Genomic DNA, 19,301 nt, shown 5'->3' on the forward strand with positions numbered 1-19,301 from the left:
AGAGGTCAGAGGAGGGGTTTAGTTGATAAAACACCTCCTTGCTGGGGGACTAACGTATCAACAGCCGGACCTCGGGGCGTGAATTTGGCGCAAAAAGGGGCTGGGCGAAGCTAACTGGCCGATGCGGAGTAGGAAAATGCTGCATCAGTTTTGGCTAAAGATTGCGGCGATCGTCGCGGGTGCCTTGCTGCTTAGCGGGTGCTTCGAGAGCGAGATTCCCAGCTATCGCTATCGCCTGACCGTTGAGGTCGAAACACCTGAAGGCCTCAGAACCGGATCAAGTGTGATTGAAGTCGAGACTCAGAGAGCTGGCCCATACGCTATCCCTGATCCCAACAAGGTTATGTCTCGGGTGCGAGGAGAGGCTGCGGCGGTTGATCTGCCGGACGGGCAGACCCTCTTCGCTCTGCTGCGTTCTGACAGCAACGTCGATTGGGCCACGAACATTGTGTTCATAATGACCCCCGATCCCCCAGACGGCGTGGAGGATCGTTTCCGCGCAAGATTCGATATGATGTTGGATATGGAAGGGGCCATTACCTTGCCAAGCACGCTCGGTGAGCAAAACCCCTATCTTCGCAACATGAGTGGCTATCCGATGCTTGTGACATTCCGAGATAAGGCCGATCCAACAAGCGTGGAGAAGGTCAATCCGGAAGACCTTGCCGCAAGCTTTGGCGAGGGGGTGAGCCTCAAGCGCATTACTGTTCAGCTGACCGATGACCCGGTGACGACGGGGATTGAAAAACGGTTGGTGTGGTTTCGTCGCGTAGCAGATGAGGGTGGCGGTCTCATTCCAATGATCAGAAATGACAACGATCGTTGGGAGCCCGCTCCAGGGTATGACAGCTCATTGGTCGATGTGGGCCTGAGCTCCTTTTCGACAGGTGCTTATTTAAACTGATTGAGTCACCCCTCCAAAATCGCCCGCATATCCTTCAAAGCCTTCGCTCGCAGCTGATGCACCCTTGGCACGCTGACCTCCAGCACCTCAGCGATCTCAGTGAGGTTCAGCTCCTCGACAAAGAACAATTGCAGCACCAGCATTAGCCGCTCTGGCAGTTGCCCCATCGCGGCGATCAGGCGCTCGCGGGTCTGTTGGCCTGAGAGGATGTCGAAGGGGTCGGGCTCTTTGCTCGCGAAGGCGGAATTGCTTTCATCATAGGCATCGCTGATTGAGGTGAGGGTGACGGCGCTGGCTTCGATCTCAAGCAGTTCTGGGTCACTAATGCCAAGCGCTTTGGCCACTTGGTCGCGGGTGGGTTCTACGCCGTGGAGCGCTTTGAACTCTTCGACCACCTCTTGCATCCGTGCGCGTTTTTTGCGCGCTGTGCGGGTGTCGTGCATTTGCTTGCGGATAAGGTCGAACATCGCCCCGCGCACGCGGATTTTGGCGTAGGCGGCAAAGCCATCTTCGGTGGGTCCGTCATGGCGGCGCGCGCATTCGGTGAGCGCGACTATGCCGGATTGGACAAGGTCCTCGACCTCCATCCCCTCGCGGCCCGAGCCATAGATATGCCAAGCGGCGCGGTGCACTAGAGGCAGGAAACGTCGCACCCGGTCGTCCACCTCCTCACGCGAGGCGGCGGCGTAAGGGACCGCTCCATAGGCGGCTTTCCCGTCAGCTTGGGCGCCGAATCCAGAGACATCATGCTTCATGCTGAGACGCCTTGTGGGAGCTCATGCTGAGCATCGCTTTCAGAGCCGGGTGCGGGAAGACCCCTAGGCGCTGAATTTTGGGCTGAATTTTCGCCGCCAATGACCGCCACCACCTCAACAGGCTGCGTGGGGGGCAGTTCATTGATCGAAAGCACAATCGCGCGCGCAGCTCTTTGTTTAAGCAGACCTGCGACCGCCCGCCGAGCAGGGGCTGGACGATCATAGCAACCGGGCCGCCTGTGTCCTTGATCGCAGCGTTGACTTTCTCGGCGATAAGCGCGGCCAGATCCGGTTCGATCAAGGGCTGACCGGTGGAGGGGTCGATCATTCCGCCGAGCACCGCGCTTTCTAGACCTGCTTCGAGGGTGACAACCTTGAGCCGCTCTTGCGGGAGAGCAATGCGCGCGACTAACCGCGCCCCAAGGTCGGCGCGCACTTTGTCGATCACGGCGTCAAAATCTTGCGTGGTTTGCAGCGCAAGGGCGAGCGATGTGAACAAGGGCTGCGGATGCCCCAGGCCAATGCCATCAGCGATGAGCGCTCGCAAAATTCGGGTGAGCGCTGCCAGAGTGAGAGGGTCAGGGTGGACCGCATCAATGAGGGCAGGGGCGCGGGCTTTGAGATCTTCGATCAGGGCGCTGACTTCGGAAGGGCCGAGCAGTTGATAGCTTTGGGTGAGAAGTTCCTGATTGGCGTGCGTTGCGACCACTGTGCTCGCGTCAACACACATGAACCCTTCGGCGGTTGCAAGGTCGCGAAGAGGCGGGTCGATCCAAAGCGCGGGGCAATCAAAGCTGGGATCGCGTGTGTATTCGCCGCCCAGAGCAAGGCCGGAATAAGGAGGCAGGGCCCGAACTTCGCCCGTGTCGATCGCAAGCAATTTGCCTGGCTTAATGGTGCCGCGCGCAATCGCCAGGCCGCCAAGCATCACCGCATAATCATTCGCGCCAGCCTCGAGGCTATCACGAATGCGAAACTGTGGGAGGACAAAACCAAGGTCGCGCGACAATTGCTTGCGGATGCCGGTAATGCGCTTGAGCAAAGGAGCCTCTTTGGCCTCATCAACCAGATGCACCAGACCATATCCCAGCTCGAGTGTGACCAGTGTTTGGTCGGACACTTCTGTAATGTCGATTGCGTCGGGCGGCGGCGGTTCTGGAGGTGCTTCTTCGGGTTCAGGGGCATTGGCCTTTTTGTAAAGCGTCCACCACACCCCTCCAGCGATCGCTGCGGCGGGGAGAAAGATCAGCTGCGGCATCGCTGGCACGGTCCCGATAGCGGTCAGGATTGCGGCAACAGGAAGCCAGCCTTTGGGGTCTGCGAATTGACCGCCAATCTGGCCGGAAAGATCGCGCTTGTCGGCCACGCGTGTGACGATGGCTGCCGCTGCGATGGAGAGAAGAAGAGCTGGCACCTGCGCAACCAGAGCATCGCCAACCGCAAGAGTGATGTAGAGCTCGGCTGCCTCGCCCGCTGAAAGCCCATGGCTGATCATGCCTAAGGCAAAGCCTGCGATAATATTGACCCCAAGGATCAGAAGCGCGGCAATGGCATCGCCCTTCACGAACTTTGAGGCACCATCCATCGAGCCATAAAAATCGGCCTCAATCGTAACCTCGCGGCGGCGCTCGCGCGCTTCATCAGCGGTGATAAGGCCTGCAGCGATATCGGCATCAATCGCCATTTGTTTGCCGGGCAAGGCGTCGAGCACAAACCTTGCGGAGACCTCTGATACGCGGCCTGCGCCCTTGGTGATGACGATCATATTGATGATCAGAAGGATGATGAAAACAAACAGGCCAACGGCAAAATTGCCTCCGACAAGAAATTGGCCAAAGCTTTCGATGATCTCGCCAGCGGCAGCTCCGCCTTCGTGACCGTTCACCAATACGATCCGGGTGGATGCGACATTGAGCGCCAGCCTGAGCAGGGTTGCGAACAAAAGCACCGAGGGGAAAGATGAGAAATCGAGCGGCGCGCGCGCGTTCAAAGCTACCATGAGAACTGCTACTGCGACCGCGATATTCAGAACAAAGAACATATCGAGCAGCAGGGCCGGTATTGGCAGCACCAGCAGCACAAACAGCCCGAAAATCCCAACGGGGAGGGCCATGGCAGCCGGGGCTGAACGAATGCGCTCCATCCAGGAAACGCGCGAAAGCGGTTCTAAAATCAAAATCCAAGCGCTTTCAATTGGTCATAGGCGCGTGCAACTTGCTCGCGCGTCGCTTTGCTTGTGGTGTCACCGCTGGCCTCAGATAATGCCTCGCCGAATGCGGCGCGAAGCGTATTGGACATAGACGTCTGCGATCGGGGCTGGGTGAGGCCTGTTATAGGCGCGGATGCGGTAGAAGTTCGGCCCTGCCCGGTGATCACAGGAGGCGATTGGGGTTCGAATACGCGCTCATCAGCGATGAGATAGGGCGGCGGTGTTTGAACGGGGGACGGGGCGAACCCTTGTGCAGCGCCCACATTGGGCGGGCTAAGCGCGGCTATGGCATAGGCGTTGTTGGCGGACACCGGTGCGTTTGCGCGGGCACGCTCAAGCTTTCCTGAGAGATATTCCATGACCCCTTGCAATGATCGCGGTGCGCCATTTCGTTCATAGAATACAGGTTTGTTCGCAGCAGCCGGACGGCGAAATATCTGGGAGGCATTGGCGCCCGGATTATCCCGCAAGGCAGACAGGAACCGGCCCGCTCCCCCTGCGCCAAGAAAATGCGCAAGATACAGCTCGCTGTGGTCAGGTTGGCGGCCAAGGATCGGCGCCAAATGCGCCCGGTTATCTTCTGCCAGTCCTGCTGCCATCAAAGACGCGATCTGAGGATCACGGCGAAGATCAAGGATCGCCTCGCGTGTGCGCGGATCATCGACCTCGGCGCTCCCGCTTTGCGATGTCCGGATATGGGCCGTCACATTGCCAAGACCAAAGCGGTCGCCGTGGCGCTGCATGGTCTCAAGCCATGTGCTTTCGATGAATTGGTAGAGGCCCGTCGCAGAGGAAGTGCGTGCGCGTGCGGCCGGGTTCATCGCGCTTTCGACCTGTGCCTGTGCGATCAGATAGCCGAAATCTATCCCTGTTTGCTGAGCGGCGCTGGCAATCGCCTGCTCGACGGTGACGGGACCGTTGGTGCGCGAGGAGGCAGTCGCAGCGGCCTGGGGAACCTGGCGAGAGGCGCCATTTTGCAATCGCTCCTGATCGAGGCGTGCCCGGTTAAAACTTGGCCGGTCAAAATTCGGCCGATCGAAATTTGGCCCCCCGAATGCCTCTCGTTCCGTGCGGCCTTGCGCGGTCGCGTGCGGACCAAGGCTCCTCTGGGCGGTTTCGAACGCGGGCCTGATCGCGGATGGGGGGACGTTGGACTGTGACATTTGACCGCTCGCTTGACGCTCTCTCGTATGGTTAATGACCAGACAGAAACAGCAAGCATCGTGCCAGACTTGGAGGTTGGGGAGCTTTGGACTTGACGCATGTGGTCAGGGCGATGGGAATGCGGCACCCTTCACACCATCAGCGCGTTTACCCCGTGACCGATTGAGCGGTGTAAGCGTGCGGTTCTGTTCCCAGCGCGGCAAGGCGGCCCGAGATATTGGCGGCGAGCAGATTGCGCACGCGGCGGTTGGCATCGTTCAGCGCCTTCGCTGTTTCGACAAGCGCGCGGGCTTCATCGTCGAGGTCGCATGCACGGATATCCGAAAGCTGCTCGCACAATGCTTCTTTCTCCAGCGTTGCGAGGGTTAAGGCATCGGCCTTCATACCGGCAAGAGCTTGCCGCTCTTTTTCGAGAGCGGCAATCATTTGCCGCAAATTGCCGTGCAGTTGCCGGTCGGAATGCACGTCTCCACCAGCGTTCGCCTTTAGCGCGCTATCCTGCGGTGCTCTGTTCTCTGGCGCGCTTAGGGTCATATTGCGATCTCAAATCTCAGCTGGGCTGCAATCATAGCATCGGCAATTTTGGCGGGCACCAAAGGATAAGTGCCATCGCGAAGCGCGCTGCGGATTTCGGCTACACGGTCGGTGTCGACCGGCGGACCATTGGCGGCAGGCGCGGTGATCTCAACCGCAACACCGGCCCCGCCTTTGGCGGATGGCTGAGCGGCTGATTGACCAGCGATCGGTGCATTCCCGTCGGACGCGGCTTGTGCTTTGGCGCGGTCAGCAGCGGAGGCAGGGCTAATGCCTGTTACCGACTGCAATCTGTTCAATTCGAAAGAAGGCATGGAGCGTCTCCCGGTGGTGGTACTGGTCTAAAGACGGTGATTGGGATGAGTATTTAAGGGCTGAGCGAAATTTTTTGCAGACCCACCCTCAACCCACAGGAATGACGGCAAGACCGGGGCGCTCGATCCGGGCTCTGATCGCGTCTGCGCGCGCCTGTGTCGGCCCCTGTGTGGGGCCCTGTGTGCGCACCGCAATCCAATCTCCGACAGCCCCGCCTTCCATGGCTTGCGCGCTTTGTTGAATGCTAAAACCTCGGCCGCGTACAAGCACCGTTATCGGGTCGCCGCGTGACACCACTTTAGGAATTTCTTGGCCAGGTTTGACCGAACTTATGGCCATAAAAATGCGCCAGCTTTCAGGGCCGGTGCAGTCCACCCGAACGATGGTTTCCGCTCGTCCATGCCATTTGACACTGAGCGGTTTGCGGCATTTGGCAAGCCGCAGCCTCCGGTCGGCAGGCAAGCGCGCTCCGCCGATTTCGCCAATTGCAGCGCCTGTAAATTGCTCAACTGCCTGATCAATATCCGCAGGGTCTGTAAAGCCGTTTGAGTGTGCGGTTTGAGCCGAGGCCAGCCCGGCAAAAACTGGGAGAGTCGCAATAACGCATGCGGTCACCATAAGCCGGACTTCGAGGCGCTGCACTGAGATTCTCGGTTTCATGGCGGGTCCTTTCTGGTTGCAATCGAGACTCATGTGTCCCGCCCAAGCAGTAAGCAAAGCCCGTGCCAAAAGCGCCCCTTGCAAGCATCCAAGTGTGACTAGGGGTAACACGCAGTTCCCCTTTCAGCGGGCCCTTAGATCAATGCACCTATCGCGGACGGAGCCGTATTTGAGAAATCGAAAGGACACTCAGGATGAGTGCATCATCGCCTGCAAAAAAGCTGCACACTCCAGCGGCTGATACTGGAGGAGCCCCGCCTAAGCGCAGCCGCGTAAGGGAAGGGCGAAGCGAATTGATGCAGCGGGTCAGCGAATTTGTGATGAGGCACGATGTTGCACTGACGGGTTCAGAATCTCTCGACTATAGTTGCGGCGCTATCAGGATCTGACCCGGGTCTCGCCCGGATATTTGCCACAAGAGAAATCTCGCGAGAGACCATTACGCAAAGTTGGCTTGATGAGGTTGGCAAAATGCGTTCTCGCGAGGATGAGCGAGCCGATGCCCTTGAGAGCCTGCTAGACCGAGTGGAGACCTCGCTCTCCAAATTCGCACAGACGACACAAAGCGCCCAAAACGAAACCAGCGAGCATCGCGGTGCCCTTGATGCGCAAATCTCGGAATTGGCAAGAAACGCAGATTCGGCCGGTTCAGATGCTGGTATATGGCGGTTGGTCGATCTCTCCCGTGTCATGCTGGAACGCATTGTTCAGATCGAAGAGGCCATGAAAAAGAGCCAGGCGGAGACAGCTGACCTTCGCGAAAGCTTAGCTGAAGCGCGGGCGCAAGCTGATGTTGACCACCTCACACGTCTTCCGAACCGCCGCGCTTTTGAGCGCGAACTTGAGCTGGTGGCGAAAAAGGCGGATGAAAAAGGCGAGCGTTTGTCGCTCGGTTTTTGTGACGTCGACCACTTCAAATCTATCAACGACAACCACGGCCACGATGCCGGTGACAGGGTTCTGGTAGCGATCGCTAACACGCTCAAGAAACATGCAGGCAAACATCTGTTCGCGGCGCGTCATGGCGGTGAAGAGTTTGTGATCCTCTTTCCAGGCCTCACCGCTCAAGATGCATCTGATCGGCTTGATAAGATCCGCATCGACTTATCCTCGCGCCAGATGGTCAACCGCGACAATGGCAGGTCCTTTGGCCGCATCACATTTTCGGCAGGGGTCGCTGCTGTGCAGAACACCGAAGACACAAGAGGCGCGCTTAGCCGTGCCGATGCGGCGCTTTATCATGCCAAGGAAGCGGGCAGGAACCGTGTGCTGATCGGGTGATCATCGCCCAATTGCGATCTGCAAAAAAGAAAGGGGCGCGGCCGGTTTGGCTTCGTCTCATCTTGCTAATGGCCGAGAGATTTACGGTACAGAACCGGCGGTGTCATACGTAAGCTTTGCATAGAGATCGCTTGTCTCAGCTTTGGAAATAACCACTCTCACCGGGATCTTCGTATCTCCCACGCTTGTGGCCAGCCCCCGTGCACCGTCCCACATAATGGCTTTTTCCCGCGGTTTGTGCCGTGCCACAATCGTCAAGGTCATTCGCGGGTCTTGAGGCTGCTCTGCAAGCCATTCGGCAAGGGTCGGGCCGCGCGGTGTCGGCCGAAACAAGGCTTGTAAAGGGGCAAGTCCGGTGTCCTGCTCATTGCCTTTGCCGGGGACCAATCCATCTGAAAGGGGCATGTCTTCGTTTGAAATACCGCTTGTGTTCACCAAAGCTGTGAGTGTCACAAGAAAGAGAATGAGCGCGAGATCAGCAAGCACCAGTTGCCAGCCCTGTCCTCTGGCATGTCCTCTGGCCTGTCCTCTGACATGTCCTGCTCCAATTCCGGCAGGCAAGATCATGCTGCGCCCCTAAGCGCCGAAATCTCGCGCGCGGGTTTAAGGGTGTTCGCCCGTCCCTCAGCAAGTTCGCTTTCAAACCAGCCGAGCAAAAGGGCCCTTTGGGCCTCTTCCTGATTGCCTTTGCGCTCTATTCCCCGAGCGAGCGGGTAGAACAAAAGATGCGCGCTAAGCACGCCGTAAAGCGAAGAGAGCACTGCGCCTGCGACACTTGCCATAACGATCTCGGTCGAGCTTGCGTCCATTTCCGGCATGAGCTGCGTGATCGAGAATAGAGTTCCGACTAGGCCGAACACGGGCGCAAGTTCGCCGGCGGTCTCAAACACGCGCGCAGCGGCAACATTCTGGATATCGCGCTCGAGCCGCTGGGTGCGGGCAAGCTTCATCATCACCTCTATCGAGCCGCTGCGAATATACGCGTTCAGCAACTGGGTGGTGGCGCTGTCTGGCGGGTCAACTGGCTGTGCGCCCAAATGACCCAGCCTGTTGATCTCCCCCACACTTCGGGCAAGCGCGGAGCGCGAGCCGCTGGCGTCAAATCCGCTGCGCACAAGTTTGAGCGAAGAGCCGATCGCGGCTTTCGTGTCCTGCCACCCTTCGCGCGCCAATGTCGCAAAGATGGTTCCTGCCAGCACGATGGCAAGAGCCACGGGGTCAAAAAGGCTGCTCGCCTCGCTCATCGCTCGTTTATCTCTCCCGCAAAGGTCATCCCGGCCAATCGGTGTTCTACCCGAGTGGAATAGTGGCGGAGCCTAGGACGGTCGCTTGGGCGGCTTCTTAATGGGTTGCGTGAGCGGGGCCCAAAACTGAGCGCAAACCATCTGCGGCATATGCAGAGGCTTGCCGAACACCTGCAACCGCTTGCCGCTTAGCCCTCTGGCCCCCGGCAACGCCTCGCAAAAGAGAGATTTGGCACGCTTGGTGCACCATCAGTTCACGCAAATTCGGCCCTCATCATGAAAGCTTCACTATGAGCGATAAAATCTTCGGAATCCACGGCGCCGCGCTGGAATTGCGTTCGCAGAGAATGGGGGTGATCGCCTCCAATATCGCGAATGCAGCAACCCCTGGATACAAAGCGCGCGATGTTGATTTTGAGGCCGGACTTCAGGCCAAGTTCGCATCCCGGTCTGGTGGCACCGCAGCGCTTAATGAGCCTGATCTTCTTTACCGGCAAGCCGTCATGCCATCGCTCGACGGCAACACAGTTGAGCTTGGCCGCGAACAGATCGCCTTTGCCGAAAACGCGCTTGCCTATTCGGCAACGCTCGAATTCGTGAAAGGCAAAGTCAACACGATCACCCGCGCCCTGAAGGGCGAATAAAGGAGGGAGCCCTATTCATGTCTGACGCCCGCCCCGCCACCTTGTTTAGCCTTGCCGAAGGCGCCTTGTCTGCGCAGCTGGTTCGGATGAATGCCGCCACGTCCAACCTTGCGAATGTCGGCGCTGTATCGAGCACTGAGGCGGACGCATACCGTCCTATCCGCACCGTATTTGAAACCGAACTCGACCGCGCCTCCGGCATTTCCACGGTCACATCGACAAGACTGGTACGCAGCGATGTCGCGCCAGAGGAGCGCCATGATCCGACCCATGCTCTTGCCGATGAAGAGGGCAATGTCTGGGTCGCCCCCGTCGATGAGAGCGCTGAGATGATCGAGATCATGGAGAGCGCGCGTCAATACCAGAACATGGTGCAAGCGCTCCAAACTGCCAAACAGCTCATGATGGATACTCTAAGGAGCAACTGACAATGACGACAGTGAATAACACCTTGCCAGCGGGCGTGAATGAAACGCTTGGCCGGCTTAATGCGCCCGGTACAATTGCGCAGCAAAGCGCAGCCTCGCAGTTGGATTCTGCTGATTTCCTTCGGCTAATGACAGCCCAGCTCGCCAACCAAGACCCATTGGAGCCGCAAAGCAACGAACAAATGCTTGCCCAATTGGCGCAGTTCTCATCGCTGGAATCGACCATAGAAGGCAATGGCACACTCGATGACATCGCGGCCAAACTGGACGCATTGATCGAGGCGCAGACCGCTGCGGCTGATGCCGCGATGCAGGCGGCCGAGGCAGCGCAGGCGGCCGCGGACGCGGCAAACAATGCAGCGCTTGCCCCGGATGGCGCGCAGCAATTCGTCTGATCCAATCGGGCAATCAACCCAAAATGCCCATCACCCCATTTTGACAATCGCAAAGGAACCCGCACATGTCTTTCTTCACATCGCTTAGTGGTATGAGAAACGCGCAAACTGATCTTGGCGTTATCTCCCACAACATCGCCAATGCCGAGACAACCGGCTTTAAGAAAAGCAACACCGCCTTTGCCGATATTGTGGCCACAGGCGGCAGCACCAACCCGCGCCTTACGCCCGGTATCGGCTCTTCGGTGCAAAGCATCGCTCAGGATTTTGGGCTCGGTTCACTTGTCCAGACGGGCCGAGGCCTCGATGTGGCGATCAGCGGAGATGGGTTTCTGGCAACTTCCAATCCAGCGACGGGGGACCTCACGTTCACCCGCAATGGAGCGCTTGAAGTTGTGGCGTCGGGCGGTCTGGTCGATCCAAGCGGTGACTTGGTGCAAGGCTTCCCTGTCGATCCGGCGGGCGCTCCGACTTCGGCTGTGCCAGGGGCGATCACAATCCCGACCGCCAATGCCGCAGGTTCAGGCCTTTCCAATGTGTCGATCAACCCCCAAGGCGTGGTGAGTGCATCGTATTCCGACGGGACCAGCGAGCCGGTTGCGCAAATCGCTCTGGCCTCTTTCCCTGCCACAGGCGGATTGCGCTCGATTGGTCAGACCAAATGGGAGGCCACTGCAAATTCGGGCCCAGTCCAATATGGCAATCCGGGTGAGGGCAATTTTGGCCAGGTTCGCAATGGCACACTGGAGCGCTCTAACGTCGATCTTGCCGAGGAAACAGTCTCACTCCTGACGGCTCAGCGCAACTTTCAGGCCAATGCAAGGGCCCTCGATACCGCCACTGCGATCTCTCAGGTCGTCCTCAACCTTCAGAGCTAATGGATAGCGTGAGGAGCTGACCGATGGACCGCATGATCTACACAGCTTTGACTGGCATGGACGCAGCCATGAACCGCCAGCGTGTGACCGCAAATAATCTCGCGAACGCCAACACCCCTGGTTTTCGCAAAGAAATGTTCTCGGTTACATCTGCCACAGTCAAGGACCGCTCTGACAACAACACGCTTGGGCTCGAAGCGCGGGCCATGGCCCGCGGCTTTGTGCGCAACACCGATATGAGCGCTGGCAGTGTCACTCCAACCGGTCAGCCCTTGGATATTGCGGTGAAAGGCGAGGCTCTCATCGCATTCCAAGCGCCTGATGGGGGAGAGGTGTATTCGCGCCGGGGCGACTTGAGAGTATCCCCTTCCGGCGTGCTTGAAAACGGAGAGGGGCTTCCGGTTTTAGGAGAAAACGGCGCACCTATCACTGTGCCTGCTGGTTTTGACATTAAAATCGCTGGTGATGGTTCTCTTCTCGGCTCAGACCCTGCAGCGCCGGGCGAACCGGCGGCGGCTTTTGACCGGATCAAGCTGGTATCGCCTGAAGGCAGCCCTCTGGCCAAAGGGATCGACACTTTCTTGAAAGTGCCAGGCGGGGGTGTTTTGCCTGCCGATCCGACCGCTGGTGTCACGCTAGGGGCTCTTGAGCAATCCAACGTCAATACCGCTGCCGCCTTGGTCGATATGATCGAGGCTCAGCGTGCATTCGAGATGCGTGCCCGCATCCTTCAAACCGCTGGCGAACTCGACGAGTCGAGCTCTGCCCTTCTTAGCATGCGCTAATTTTAAGGACTTTTTGCAATGCCCAGCTCAGCCCTCCACGTCGCCAAGACCGGCCTTGAAGCGCAAGATGCGCGCATGCGGGTCATCGCCAACAATCTGGCGAACATCGGCACATCAGGTTTCAAACGCGACCGCGTGGATTTCGCATCGCTCGCCTATCAGGAAAAGCGCGTCGCGGGTCAGCAATCGACCAATCAGACCGCCTTTGCGACCGGCCTAAACCTTGGCACCGGGGTGCAGGTGCAGGGCACAAGCAAGATCCAGAGCCAAGGCACTTTGAACCAGACCGGCAACACGCTTGATGTGGCGATGGATGGCCCCGGTTTCTTTCAAGTGGAAATCCCGCCAAATGGGCAGATCGGCTACACGAGGGCAGGCAATTTCAGCCTCAGTGCGCAAGGCACTCTTGTGACCGCGCAAGGGTTTCAGCTGAGCCCTCCCATTCAGGTCCCGCAAGGCGCACGCAGCATTCAAATCGGGCCCGATGGCACGGTCAGCGCAGCGCAAGACGGGCAAGCGGCCCCCATCCAGTTGGGTCAGCTTCAGGTCGCCAATTTCATCAATCCGGCAGGCCTTCAAAAGATCGGCGACAACTTTCTGGTTGAAACCGCTGCGAGCGGTCCCGCCGATCTGGGATTAGCGGGTACATTCGGGCGCGGAAACATCCGCCAAGGCATGCTTGAAACCTCAAACGTCAACGTCGTCGAAGAGCTGGTCGAAATGATCGAAGCCCAGCGTGCCTATGAGATCAACTCCCGGATGGTCAGCGCCGTCGATGAGATGCTGCGCAACGCCAATCAGACACTTTGAGGCATTTTCGATGCAGGTTTTTAAAGCTCTTATCATCGGCCTCAGCGCCCTTTCGGTGTCCGCCTGTATGACCGCCGGTTCAAATCGCGAAGCGGGCTTTTATGCACCGCCGCCCCCTCCGATCGCGCCCGTGCAAACGGCGGGTGCGGATATGGGCACCAAGGGCGCGATCTATCAGGCGTCGCAAGGCTACTCGCCGCTCGTGGTCGGCACCCGTGCACGCACGCTGGGTGATATGGTGACGATCACTCTGATAGAGAGCACCAGCACTTCAAAAAGCACAAACAGCGCGACTGACCGCGATGGCTCTATCGGGCTTATCCCGCCGGCGGCTGGCCCGCTTGCATTCCTCAATCCCAATGCGATTGCGAGCAGCGGTCAAACCTCATTTGCCGGCAATGGCAGCGCGTCTCAGCAAAGCCAGATGAGCGGCATTGTCACTGTCACGATTGCAGCGATCTATCCCAATGGCACCGCCGAGGTGGTTGGTGAGAAGCAAATGGCTTTGAGCCAAGGCGATGAGTGGGTGCAGTTTGCAGGACGAATTCGCCTTGTCGATATCGACAGCGACAACACCCTGCCCTCTTCGCGCGTCGCCAATGCGCGGATCATCTACACTGGAAAAGGTGCGGTCCAACAAGCAAGCCGCCCAGGCTGGCTCCAACGCTTCTTCAGCATGATCTCTCCGTTCTAATTGAAGGCTTCAAACCATGCTTATCACCCGAATTTGCCTCCTTTTTCTGGCCGCTGTGACGGCGGTTATGCCAGCCGATGCGCGTGCGGATCGTGTCCGAGATTTGGGCCAGTTTGAGGGGCTGCGTGCCAACCAGCTCACCGGTTACGGGGTCGTTGTTGGGCTACAAGGCACAGGCGATGACAATCTTGAATACGTGCGCGAGGCCATGCGCGGTGTGTCGGGGCGCTTGGGTCTGCAATTGCCTCCCGGTGTCAGTCCGAACCTGCGCAATGCGGCCGCTGTCATCATCACCGCTGAACTGCCCGCTTTTGCAAAGCCGGGGCAGCGCATTGACATCACGGTGTCCACCCTGGGCCAGGCGCGCTCCCTTCGAGGGGGCGCGCTTGTGCTGGCGCCGCTTTATGGAGCGGATGGTCAGATCTATGCGATGGCGCAAGGCAACGTGGCTGTGGGAGGGCTCGGCGTCAGTGGGCGCGATGGGTCGCAGGTCTCGGTCAATGTCTCGACCGTTGGCCGGATCGCTGATGGGGCGACGGTTGAGAAAGACGTGGCGACCGGTTTCGACCGCGAAGGCACCCTGCGATTTAACCTTCACCAAGCCGATTTTCTAACCGCAGCCCGCGTCCGCGATGCGGTGAATACGATGTATCCCGGCATGGCGCAGGTCGAGGACGGGGTGAGCATCAAACTCGCTCTTCCATTTGGCAATGATGAACGCCTCGGCTGCGCTCGCCGCGATTGAGATGCTGCCCGTCACCCCTGCGCCTGTTGCTGCCAAAGTCATCATCAACTCGCGCACCGGCACGGTGGTGATCAATGAAGCGGTGCGGCTTGCCCCTGCTGCGATCAGCCACGGCAAGCTTGTAATCCGGATCGACGAGAACCCGGCCGTGGTTCAGCCCGAACCTTTTGCCAATGGCCAAACCGCGATTGAGGAAGACAGTCAGATCACCATCGAGGAGGCTGACAGCCGGATTGCGCTTTTCCCAGGGGCCGCAAATCTCAATGAGATTGTCGATGCGCTCAACCTGCTTGGCGTTGCGGCAAGCGACCTGGTGGTGATCCTTGAAAGCATGAAGCAAGCAGGCGCATTGCAGGCCGAAATGGTGATCTTGTGATTGGCCCTGTTGGCCCTGTTGGACCTGCGAGCCCTGCCAAGCCGGAGGCGATTTCCCCTGAACTTCAAGAACTGCGCGAGGCTGCACAAGGGTTTGAGGCGATCATGATCCGCAAATTGCTGGAGGCTGCGCGCGAGACGCCTTTCACCGAGGATGCGCCCCTAACAGGCGGCGGGATGAAACAGTTCAAAACCATGCGCGATGAGCATTTTGCCGAAATCGCTTCGCAGTCAGGCAGCCTAGGGTTTGCGCGTAGTATCGAGGAACAGCTTGCTCAATTCGTCTCAGCTAAACCGAGCGAATAATGCCCATAGACCTCATCTCGATCGGCCAATCCGGGGCCAGAGCCGCGCGCGCCAGCATTGAGGTGACGGCGCAAAATATCGCCAATGCATCGAACCCGGATTACGTCCGGCGGACGCTGAGCTTGGAAGAAGCGGCAGATTCCGCAGTTATCGACTTCTCCACGAGCGATGCGCTTTCAGGTGTTCGCATTGGCGGCATTGTGCGTCCGGGCAATCAGCTCCTTCAAGCACGCGTCCGTGACAGCGCCTCTGATGTGCAGCGCGCCGACACCGATATCGCAGCGCTTAGAGATGCGGAATTGGCGCTTGAACAATCGGGGCTTTTTCGCGGGCTTGTGGAATTCGAAGCTTCGCTAACCCTGCTCGAAAGCGATCCCACCGATCCAGCGCTTCGCACAGGAGCCGTTGAAAGGGCGCGCCAATTGGCGGTCACATTTCAATCGGCGCAAACAGGCATTAGCGATGCGCTCGAACTCACGCAAAACGCCGTGACTGTTGGCACTGAGCAGACCAATGCGGCTGCTAACGAACTGGCGCGGATTAACCGCGAACTGGTGAACGTGCGTCCCGGCAGCGCTTCTCATGCCAACCTTTTGGATGCGCGCGATGCCGCGTTGGGGGACATCTCTGAAGAATTCAGCCTTAAGGTGCAATTCGATGAGATTGGCGCTGCAAGCGTGCGCCTTGTTACAACTCCTGCACCCGCAGGCGAGGTGGGACCGGTGCTTGTTGGCGGGGCGAATACGAACACCATCACCTCTACTATTGCCGCAGACGGAACTGCTTCATTTGCGTTAGACGGCCTTACCTTCACCCCCGTGAGCGGGGCTCAAGCGGGGCGGGTGTCGGCTCTCAGTGACCTTCGCGGGCGCGCGGCCACACTTGATGCTATCGCGCTTTCGACCATCACCCGCGCCAATGATGCGCAGGCCAATGGTGCAGCGCTGGACGGGACGCCCGGCCAGCCGCTGTTCTCGGGCACAAATGCCAGCGATATTGCGCTTGCCCTTACCGATGGGGATCAATTGGCGCTTGCCCCGCTGGGGTCTCCGCCGGGAAGCCGCGACACTACAAATCTTCAGACATTGGTTGCAGCCATTGGCGCCGATGACGGCCCTATTGCAGAAACCGACCGCCTGCTGCTTTCGCTCTCCAGCCGCATTTCTGGTCTTCAGACCACGCGCGAGGGGTTGTCGATTATTTCCGGGAGTGCAGCGGCAGAACTGCTGAGCGTAACGGGTGTGGATCTCGATCAGGAAGCCGCCGCGCTCATCCGCCTGCAACAGGCGTTTGAGGCCAACAGCCGCATCATTCAGGTCGCGAGTGATATCTTCGACACCATTCTGGGGCTAAATTGATGAGCTTCGTCAGCAATTCAACCAGCGCTTTTTTTGATCGGTCCTTGGGGCAACTGGCGATTTTGCGCGAGAGTGCAGAGGATTTCCAAACGCAAATCGCAACCGGTGTGCGTATTCAGCGTGGGTCCGAAGACCCCGTTGCTGCCTCTCGGCTGCGCTCGCTCACCCGGCTCGAGGTTCGCGGGGCAACCGAAGAGGAAAACGCCGCGCGGCTTCGTCAGGACCTTGAAGAGACATCCGACCAGATCAGCGGCGTAGTCTCTCTAATTCAACGCGCGCGCGAGCTTGCGGTGCAGGCGGCCAACGATACGCAAGGCGAGAACGGCCGGGCTGCGATTGCTGATGAACTTGAGCAGATGGTCGATGAGCTATTCACTCGCTCCAATGCGATTTCGATCACCGGCGCCCCGCTTTTTGCAGGAACTGCCGGCGCGCCCGCATTCACACGCGCGCCTGATGGGACCGTCACCTATGCGGGCAATGGCCAAGTGGGCACGGTTCCTGTTGCGCCGGGGACAGAGATCGAGCGCGGCATCACCGGGGATCAATTGTTCGAGTTTGATGTCGCAGGAGCGCCGACCAGCAGTTTTAAGGTCTTCAGCGACCTTGCGCAGGAACTGCGAACGGGCGCTGACCCGCGGGCCGCAGCACAGGACGCGCTGGCTGGACTTGATGAGGCGTTGAATGCAGCCAACCGCAATCAAACGGTAGTGGGCACAAGAGCCGCCTGGGTTGAGGCCATCGAAGACGAAACTGCGATCCGCTCCATCAATATCGCTGAAAAGCGTTCAGAGATTGGCGATACCAATATCGCCGATGTGATCATCCGCTTGCAGAACACTCTGACCGCATTGGAAGCCAGCCAAACCACATTCAGCCGGGTCAGCAACTTGACCCTCTTCAACGTAATCTGAGCGTGCCGTCCATGGTGGCGGTAACTATCTCGAACAAGGAAATTCAAAGACGTGTTTGCAGCCATTGGCATTGTTGTCCTGATGGTCATGGTGTTCGGCGGCTATACGCTGGCGGGTGGCTCCATGGGTGTCATTCTGGCCGCTTTGCCGCTTGAAATGATGATGATCGGCGGGGCCGCTATTGGTGCGACGCTGATTGGCAATTCGATGCATGAATTAAAGCTACTGGGCGGCGGATTGGCCAAGGTGTTTAGAGGGCCGCAATATTCTGACCAAGATCATATTGATGTCATCGCGCTCACTTCGAAGCTCATGAAACTGCTAAGATCAGAAGGAGCAGTCGCGCTTGAGGCGCATGTGACTGACCCGTCAACCTCAAGCATTTTTAGCGAATACCCCAAGCTGCAAAACGATCCTGTTGTCTCGGGCCTGATTTGCGACCCGCTCATGCTGATGGTCGTCTCCTCCGGCACGCTCGACACCAATGCGGTGGAGGATGTGATCGACAATGCGATCAAAACGCAGGCTCACGAAATGGAAGAGCCCCAGCACGCCATTCAAGGTCTCGCCGATGCTTTCCCGGCGCTCGGAATTGTGGCGGCGGTTTTGGGCGTCATCAAAACCATGGGCTCAATCAACGAGCCGCCAGAGATTCTGGGCGGGATGATAGGAGGTGCGCTTGTGGGGACATTCTTAGGCATTTTCCTCGCCTATGGTCTGGCCGGCCCGATGGCGAGCCGGGTGAAGCAGGTCATCACGCATGACATGCAAATTTACCATTCAATCAAACAGGTTATCGTCGCAAGTCTTCACGGTCACCCTCAGCCTCTCGTACTCGAAGCGGCGCGGTCGGGCCTGCCCCCTGCGCACCGTCCGAAACTCACCGATCTCCTCGACATGATGCGCGGTAAGTAAAATGGCCGAGGAAGGTGTCGGCGGCGGGGAAGCTCTTGCCCCGATTATCGTCAAGAAAATCACGATTGAACAAGGCGGTCACCACGGCGGCGCCTGGAAAGTGGCTTATGCTGATTTCGTGACCGCGATGATGGCATTCTTTCTCTTGTTATGGCTTTTGGGCGCGACAGAGGAGAACCAGCGCAAGGGCATTGCGGACTATTTCTCGCCCACATTGGTCAAAACCCGCCAGCAATCTGCGGGCTCTTCCAATGGAATGCTCGGCGGCAGCTCACTGACAGATGCTGATAATTATCCCAATTCCATGGGGCAAACGGGCACCCGAACGATCACCGTCCCGCGCTCTGCCAGAGGCGGTCCCAAAGAAGGAGGTGACGAAGGAGAGCTCAAGGCCAACGACGCCGAGGGCAAATCAGCCGAAGAAATCGAACAGGAAATTCTCAAAGAGATGAAGGACAGTGAGGTCCTGTCCAAATACGCAAAGCAAGTGAAAGTGATGCGCGCCGAAGACGGCATCCGCATTGATTTGGTCGATGATGCGGACTTTTCCATGTTTGCGCTTGGCACAACAGTCCTCACGCCGGAGGCGCGCCGCATCATTGAGGTCATAGGCGAAATTGTCGCGAGCGAGAGCAAGCCGCTCATTCTTCGCGGTCACACTGATTCGGTCCCCTACCGCGACGGGGTGCAGGCCAACAATTGGTCGCTTTCCGCAGGCCGCGCCGAGGCCACGCGTCAGCAATTGATCCGCAGCGGTATTTCTGAACAGCGTTTCGCGCGGATCGAAGGCGTTGCCGAAACCGAACCCTTGATCGCCGATAACCCGGCTGATCCGCGCAACCGGCGCATTTCCTTGCTTTTGTTGGAACAGCGACAAAACCGGTCGAAACGAGCTTCGCGCGGGCCCCAAGCCATCGCGCAAGCTTCGCAGAATTCCTTAAGTGACAGCGCGCAGGTTAATCCTCCGACACCGTAAACCAAAAGCATA

At 58.4% G+C, this 19,301-nt stretch carries 21 protein-coding genes and 2 pseudogenes; 15 read left to right on the forward strand and 8 right to left on the reverse strand.

The annotated features are described in order from the left end of the window. The first annotated feature begins 136 nt into the window (after positions 1–136). Positions 137–904, forward strand: coding sequence for a hypothetical protein (locus AC0V60_RS14710; protein WP_486179178.1), 768 nt, complete (start codon positions 137–139; stop codon positions 902–904). A gap of 5 nt (positions 905–909) precedes the next feature. Here AC0V60_RS14710 and AC0V60_RS14715 read toward each other — a convergent pair whose 3' ends face one another. The 6 genes and pseudogenes from AC0V60_RS14715 to AC0V60_RS14740 form a co-directional block, all read right to left on the reverse strand. Then, positions 910–1,659, reverse strand: coding sequence for a sigma-70 family RNA polymerase sigma factor (locus tag AC0V60_RS14715; protein ID WP_486179179.1), 750 nt, complete (start codon positions 1,657–1,659; stop codon positions 910–912). After that, a pseudogene (locus AC0V60_RS14720) lies at positions 1,656–3,802 on the reverse strand (flagellar biosynthesis protein FlhA). The gene AC0V60_RS14715 and the pseudogene AC0V60_RS14720 overlap by 4 nt, the downstream one beginning before the upstream one ends. 29 nt (positions 3,803–3,831) lie before the next feature. After that, positions 3,832–5,031 (reverse strand): transglycosylase SLT domain-containing protein, encoded by a 1,200-nt coding sequence (locus tag AC0V60_RS14725; protein WP_486179180.1) that lies wholly within the window; start codon positions 5,029–5,031, stop codon positions 3,832–3,834. 148 nt (positions 5,032–5,179) lie between these two features. Continuing rightward, positions 5,180–5,566, reverse strand: coding sequence for a flagellar protein FlgN (locus AC0V60_RS14730; RefSeq protein ID WP_486179181.1), 387 nt, complete (start codon positions 5,564–5,566; stop codon positions 5,180–5,182). Further along, complete coding sequence (flgM, locus tag AC0V60_RS14735; protein WP_486179182.1) at positions 5,563–5,880, reverse strand: flagellar biosynthesis anti-sigma factor FlgM; 318 nt, start codon at positions 5,878–5,880, stop codon at positions 5,563–5,565. Before flgM ends, AC0V60_RS14730 begins: the two co-directional genes overlap by 4 nt. A gap of 88 nt (positions 5,881–5,968) precedes the next feature. Continuing rightward, positions 5,969–6,541 carry a flagella basal body P-ring formation protein FlgA gene (locus AC0V60_RS14740; protein ID WP_486179183.1) on the reverse strand — a complete coding sequence of 191 codons (573 nt, stop codon included), beginning with the start codon at positions 6,539–6,541 and terminating at the stop codon, positions 5,969–5,971. A 471-nt stretch (positions 6,542–7,012) separates the two neighbouring features. On the opposite strand from AC0V60_RS14740, the gene AC0V60_RS14745 reads away from it, so the two are divergent. Then, complete coding sequence (locus AC0V60_RS14745; RefSeq protein WP_486179184.1) at positions 7,013–7,822, forward strand: GGDEF domain-containing protein; 810 nt, start codon at positions 7,013–7,015, stop codon at positions 7,820–7,822. A gap of 81 nt (positions 7,823–7,903) precedes the next feature. On the opposite strand, the gene AC0V60_RS14750 is transcribed toward AC0V60_RS14745, so the two are convergent. Both AC0V60_RS14750 and AC0V60_RS14755 read right to left on the reverse strand, forming a co-directional pair. Then, positions 7,904–8,389: a hypothetical protein gene (locus AC0V60_RS14750; RefSeq protein WP_486179185.1), complete on the reverse strand. Its 486-nt coding sequence runs from the start codon at positions 8,387–8,389 to the stop codon at positions 7,904–7,906. After that, complete coding sequence (locus AC0V60_RS14755; protein WP_486179186.1) at positions 8,386–9,066, reverse strand: MotA/TolQ/ExbB proton channel family protein; 681 nt, start codon at positions 9,064–9,066, stop codon at positions 8,386–8,388. The genes AC0V60_RS14750 and AC0V60_RS14755 overlap by 4 nt, the downstream gene beginning before the upstream one ends. 290 nt (positions 9,067–9,356) lie before the next feature. Here AC0V60_RS14755 and flgB point away from each other — a divergent pair, with 290 nt between their 5' ends. The 13 genes and pseudogenes from flgB to AC0V60_RS14820 all read left to right on the forward strand — a co-directional run bounded on the left by flgB (position 9,357) and on the right by AC0V60_RS14820 (position 19,289). Beyond that, the gene (flgB, locus tag AC0V60_RS14760; RefSeq protein ID WP_486179187.1) at positions 9,357–9,710 is read left to right on the forward strand and encodes a flagellar basal body rod protein FlgB; all 354 of its coding nucleotides are present in this window, start codon (positions 9,357–9,359) and stop codon (positions 9,708–9,710) included. A gap of 17 nt (positions 9,711–9,727) precedes the next feature. Further along, positions 9,728–10,138, forward strand: coding sequence for a flagellar basal body rod protein FlgC (flgC, locus tag AC0V60_RS14765; RefSeq protein WP_486179188.1), 411 nt, complete (start codon positions 9,728–9,730; stop codon positions 10,136–10,138). A 2-nt stretch (positions 10,139–10,140) separates the two neighbouring features. Next, positions 10,141–10,533, forward strand: coding sequence for a flagellar hook assembly protein FlgD (locus AC0V60_RS14770; RefSeq protein ID WP_486179189.1), 393 nt, complete (start codon positions 10,141–10,143; stop codon positions 10,531–10,533). A gap of 65 nt (positions 10,534–10,598) precedes the next feature. Further along, positions 10,599–11,411, forward strand: coding sequence for a flagellar hook-basal body complex protein (locus AC0V60_RS14775; protein WP_486179190.1), 813 nt, complete (start codon positions 10,599–10,601; stop codon positions 11,409–11,411). A 23-nt stretch (positions 11,412–11,434) separates the two neighbouring features. After that, positions 11,435–12,196, forward strand: a complete 762-nt coding sequence (locus AC0V60_RS14780) for a flagellar basal body rod protein FlgF (RefSeq protein WP_486179191.1) — start codon at positions 11,435–11,437, stop codon at positions 12,194–12,196. 18 nt (positions 12,197–12,214) lie between these two features. Next, the gene (gene flgG, locus AC0V60_RS14785) at positions 12,215–13,006 is read left to right on the forward strand and encodes a flagellar basal-body rod protein FlgG (RefSeq protein WP_486179192.1); all 792 of its coding nucleotides are present in this window, start codon (positions 12,215–12,217) and stop codon (positions 13,004–13,006) included. A 10-nt stretch (positions 13,007–13,016) separates the two neighbouring features. Continuing rightward, positions 13,017–13,700, forward strand: a complete 684-nt coding sequence (locus AC0V60_RS14790; RefSeq protein ID WP_486179193.1) for a flagellar basal body L-ring protein FlgH — start codon at positions 13,017–13,019, stop codon at positions 13,698–13,700. A 16-nt stretch (positions 13,701–13,716) separates the two neighbouring features. Then, positions 13,717–14,821, forward strand: a pseudogene (locus AC0V60_RS14795) (flagellar basal body P-ring protein FlgI). Then, positions 14,818–15,126 (forward strand): rod-binding protein, encoded by a 309-nt coding sequence (locus AC0V60_RS14800; protein ID WP_486179194.1) that lies wholly within the window; start codon positions 14,818–14,820, stop codon positions 15,124–15,126. Before AC0V60_RS14795 ends, AC0V60_RS14800 begins: the two are co-directional and overlap by 4 nt. Further along, a complete protein-coding gene (gene flgK / locus AC0V60_RS14805) occupies positions 15,126–16,484 on the forward strand; it encodes a flagellar hook-associated protein FlgK (protein ID WP_486179195.1) in 1,359 nt (452 codons plus the stop codon). Before AC0V60_RS14800 ends, flgK begins: the two co-directional genes overlap by 1 nt. Next, the gene (locus AC0V60_RS14810; protein WP_486179196.1) at positions 16,484–17,398 is read left to right on the forward strand and encodes a flagellin N-terminal helical domain-containing protein; all 915 of its coding nucleotides are present in this window, start codon (positions 16,484–16,486) and stop codon (positions 17,396–17,398) included. Before flgK ends, AC0V60_RS14810 begins: the two co-directional genes overlap by 1 nt. 51 nt (positions 17,399–17,449) lie before the next feature. Further along, positions 17,450–18,313, forward strand: a complete 864-nt coding sequence (gene motA, locus AC0V60_RS14815) for a flagellar motor stator protein MotA (RefSeq protein ID WP_486179197.1) — start codon at positions 17,450–17,452, stop codon at positions 18,311–18,313. A gap of 1 nt (position 18,314) precedes the next feature. Further along, complete coding sequence (locus tag AC0V60_RS14820) at positions 18,315–19,289, forward strand: flagellar motor protein MotB (RefSeq protein ID WP_486179198.1); 975 nt, start codon at positions 18,315–18,317, stop codon at positions 19,287–19,289. Positions 19,290–19,301: the final 12 nt, after the last annotated feature.

The sequence above is a fragment of the Erythrobacter sp. S259 genome (genome assembly GCF_057364965.1).

What these genes read in the sequence shown, in the direction of transcription:
- AC0V60_RS14710 (WP_486179178.1), top strand. Translation starts at nt 137, where the DNA reads ATGCTGCATCAGTTTTGGCTAAAGATTGCGGCGATCGTCGCGGGTGCC.
- AC0V60_RS14715 (WP_486179179.1), bottom strand. Translation starts at nt 1,659, where the DNA reads ATGAAGCATGATGTCTCTGGATTCGGCGCCCAAGCTGACGGGAAAGCC.
- AC0V60_RS14725 (WP_486179180.1), bottom strand. Translation starts at nt 5,031, where the DNA reads ATGTCACAGTCCAACGTCCCCCCATCCGCGATCAGGCCCGCGTTCGAA.
- AC0V60_RS14730 (WP_486179181.1), bottom strand. Translation starts at nt 5,566, where the DNA reads ATGACCCTAAGCGCGCCAGAGAACAGAGCACCGCAGGATAGCGCGCTA.
- flgM (WP_486179182.1), bottom strand. Translation starts at nt 5,880, where the DNA reads ATGCCTTCTTTCGAATTGAACAGATTGCAGTCGGTAACAGGCATTAGC.
- AC0V60_RS14740 (WP_486179183.1), bottom strand. Translation starts at nt 6,541, where the DNA reads ATGAAACCGAGAATCTCAGTGCAGCGCCTCGAAGTCCGGCTTATGGTG.
- AC0V60_RS14745 (WP_486179184.1), top strand. Translation starts at nt 7,013, where the DNA reads ATGCGTTCTCGCGAGGATGAGCGAGCCGATGCCCTTGAGAGCCTGCTA.
- AC0V60_RS14750 (WP_486179185.1), bottom strand. Translation starts at nt 8,389, where the DNA reads ATGATCTTGCCTGCCGGAATTGGAGCAGGACATGTCAGAGGACAGGCC.
- AC0V60_RS14755 (WP_486179186.1), bottom strand. Translation starts at nt 9,066, where the DNA reads ATGAGCGAGGCGAGCAGCCTTTTTGACCCCGTGGCTCTTGCCATCGTG.
- flgB (WP_486179187.1), top strand. Translation starts at nt 9,357, where the DNA reads ATGAGCGATAAAATCTTCGGAATCCACGGCGCCGCGCTGGAATTGCGT.
- flgC (WP_486179188.1), top strand. Translation starts at nt 9,728, where the DNA reads ATGTCTGACGCCCGCCCCGCCACCTTGTTTAGCCTTGCCGAAGGCGCC.
- AC0V60_RS14770 (WP_486179189.1), top strand. Translation starts at nt 10,141, where the DNA reads ATGACGACAGTGAATAACACCTTGCCAGCGGGCGTGAATGAAACGCTT.
- AC0V60_RS14775 (WP_486179190.1), top strand. Translation starts at nt 10,599, where the DNA reads ATGTCTTTCTTCACATCGCTTAGTGGTATGAGAAACGCGCAAACTGAT.
- AC0V60_RS14780 (WP_486179191.1), top strand. Translation starts at nt 11,435, where the DNA reads ATGGACCGCATGATCTACACAGCTTTGACTGGCATGGACGCAGCCATG.
- flgG (WP_486179192.1), top strand. Translation starts at nt 12,215, where the DNA reads ATGCCCAGCTCAGCCCTCCACGTCGCCAAGACCGGCCTTGAAGCGCAA.
- AC0V60_RS14790 (WP_486179193.1), top strand. Translation starts at nt 13,017, where the DNA reads ATGCAGGTTTTTAAAGCTCTTATCATCGGCCTCAGCGCCCTTTCGGTG.
- flgK (WP_486179195.1), top strand. Translation starts at nt 15,126, where the DNA reads ATGCCCATAGACCTCATCTCGATCGGCCAATCCGGGGCCAGAGCCGCG.
- AC0V60_RS14810 (WP_486179196.1), top strand. Translation starts at nt 16,484, where the DNA reads ATGAGCTTCGTCAGCAATTCAACCAGCGCTTTTTTTGATCGGTCCTTG.
- AC0V60_RS14820 (WP_486179198.1), top strand. Translation starts at nt 18,315, where the DNA reads ATGGCCGAGGAAGGTGTCGGCGGCGGGGAAGCTCTTGCCCCGATTATC.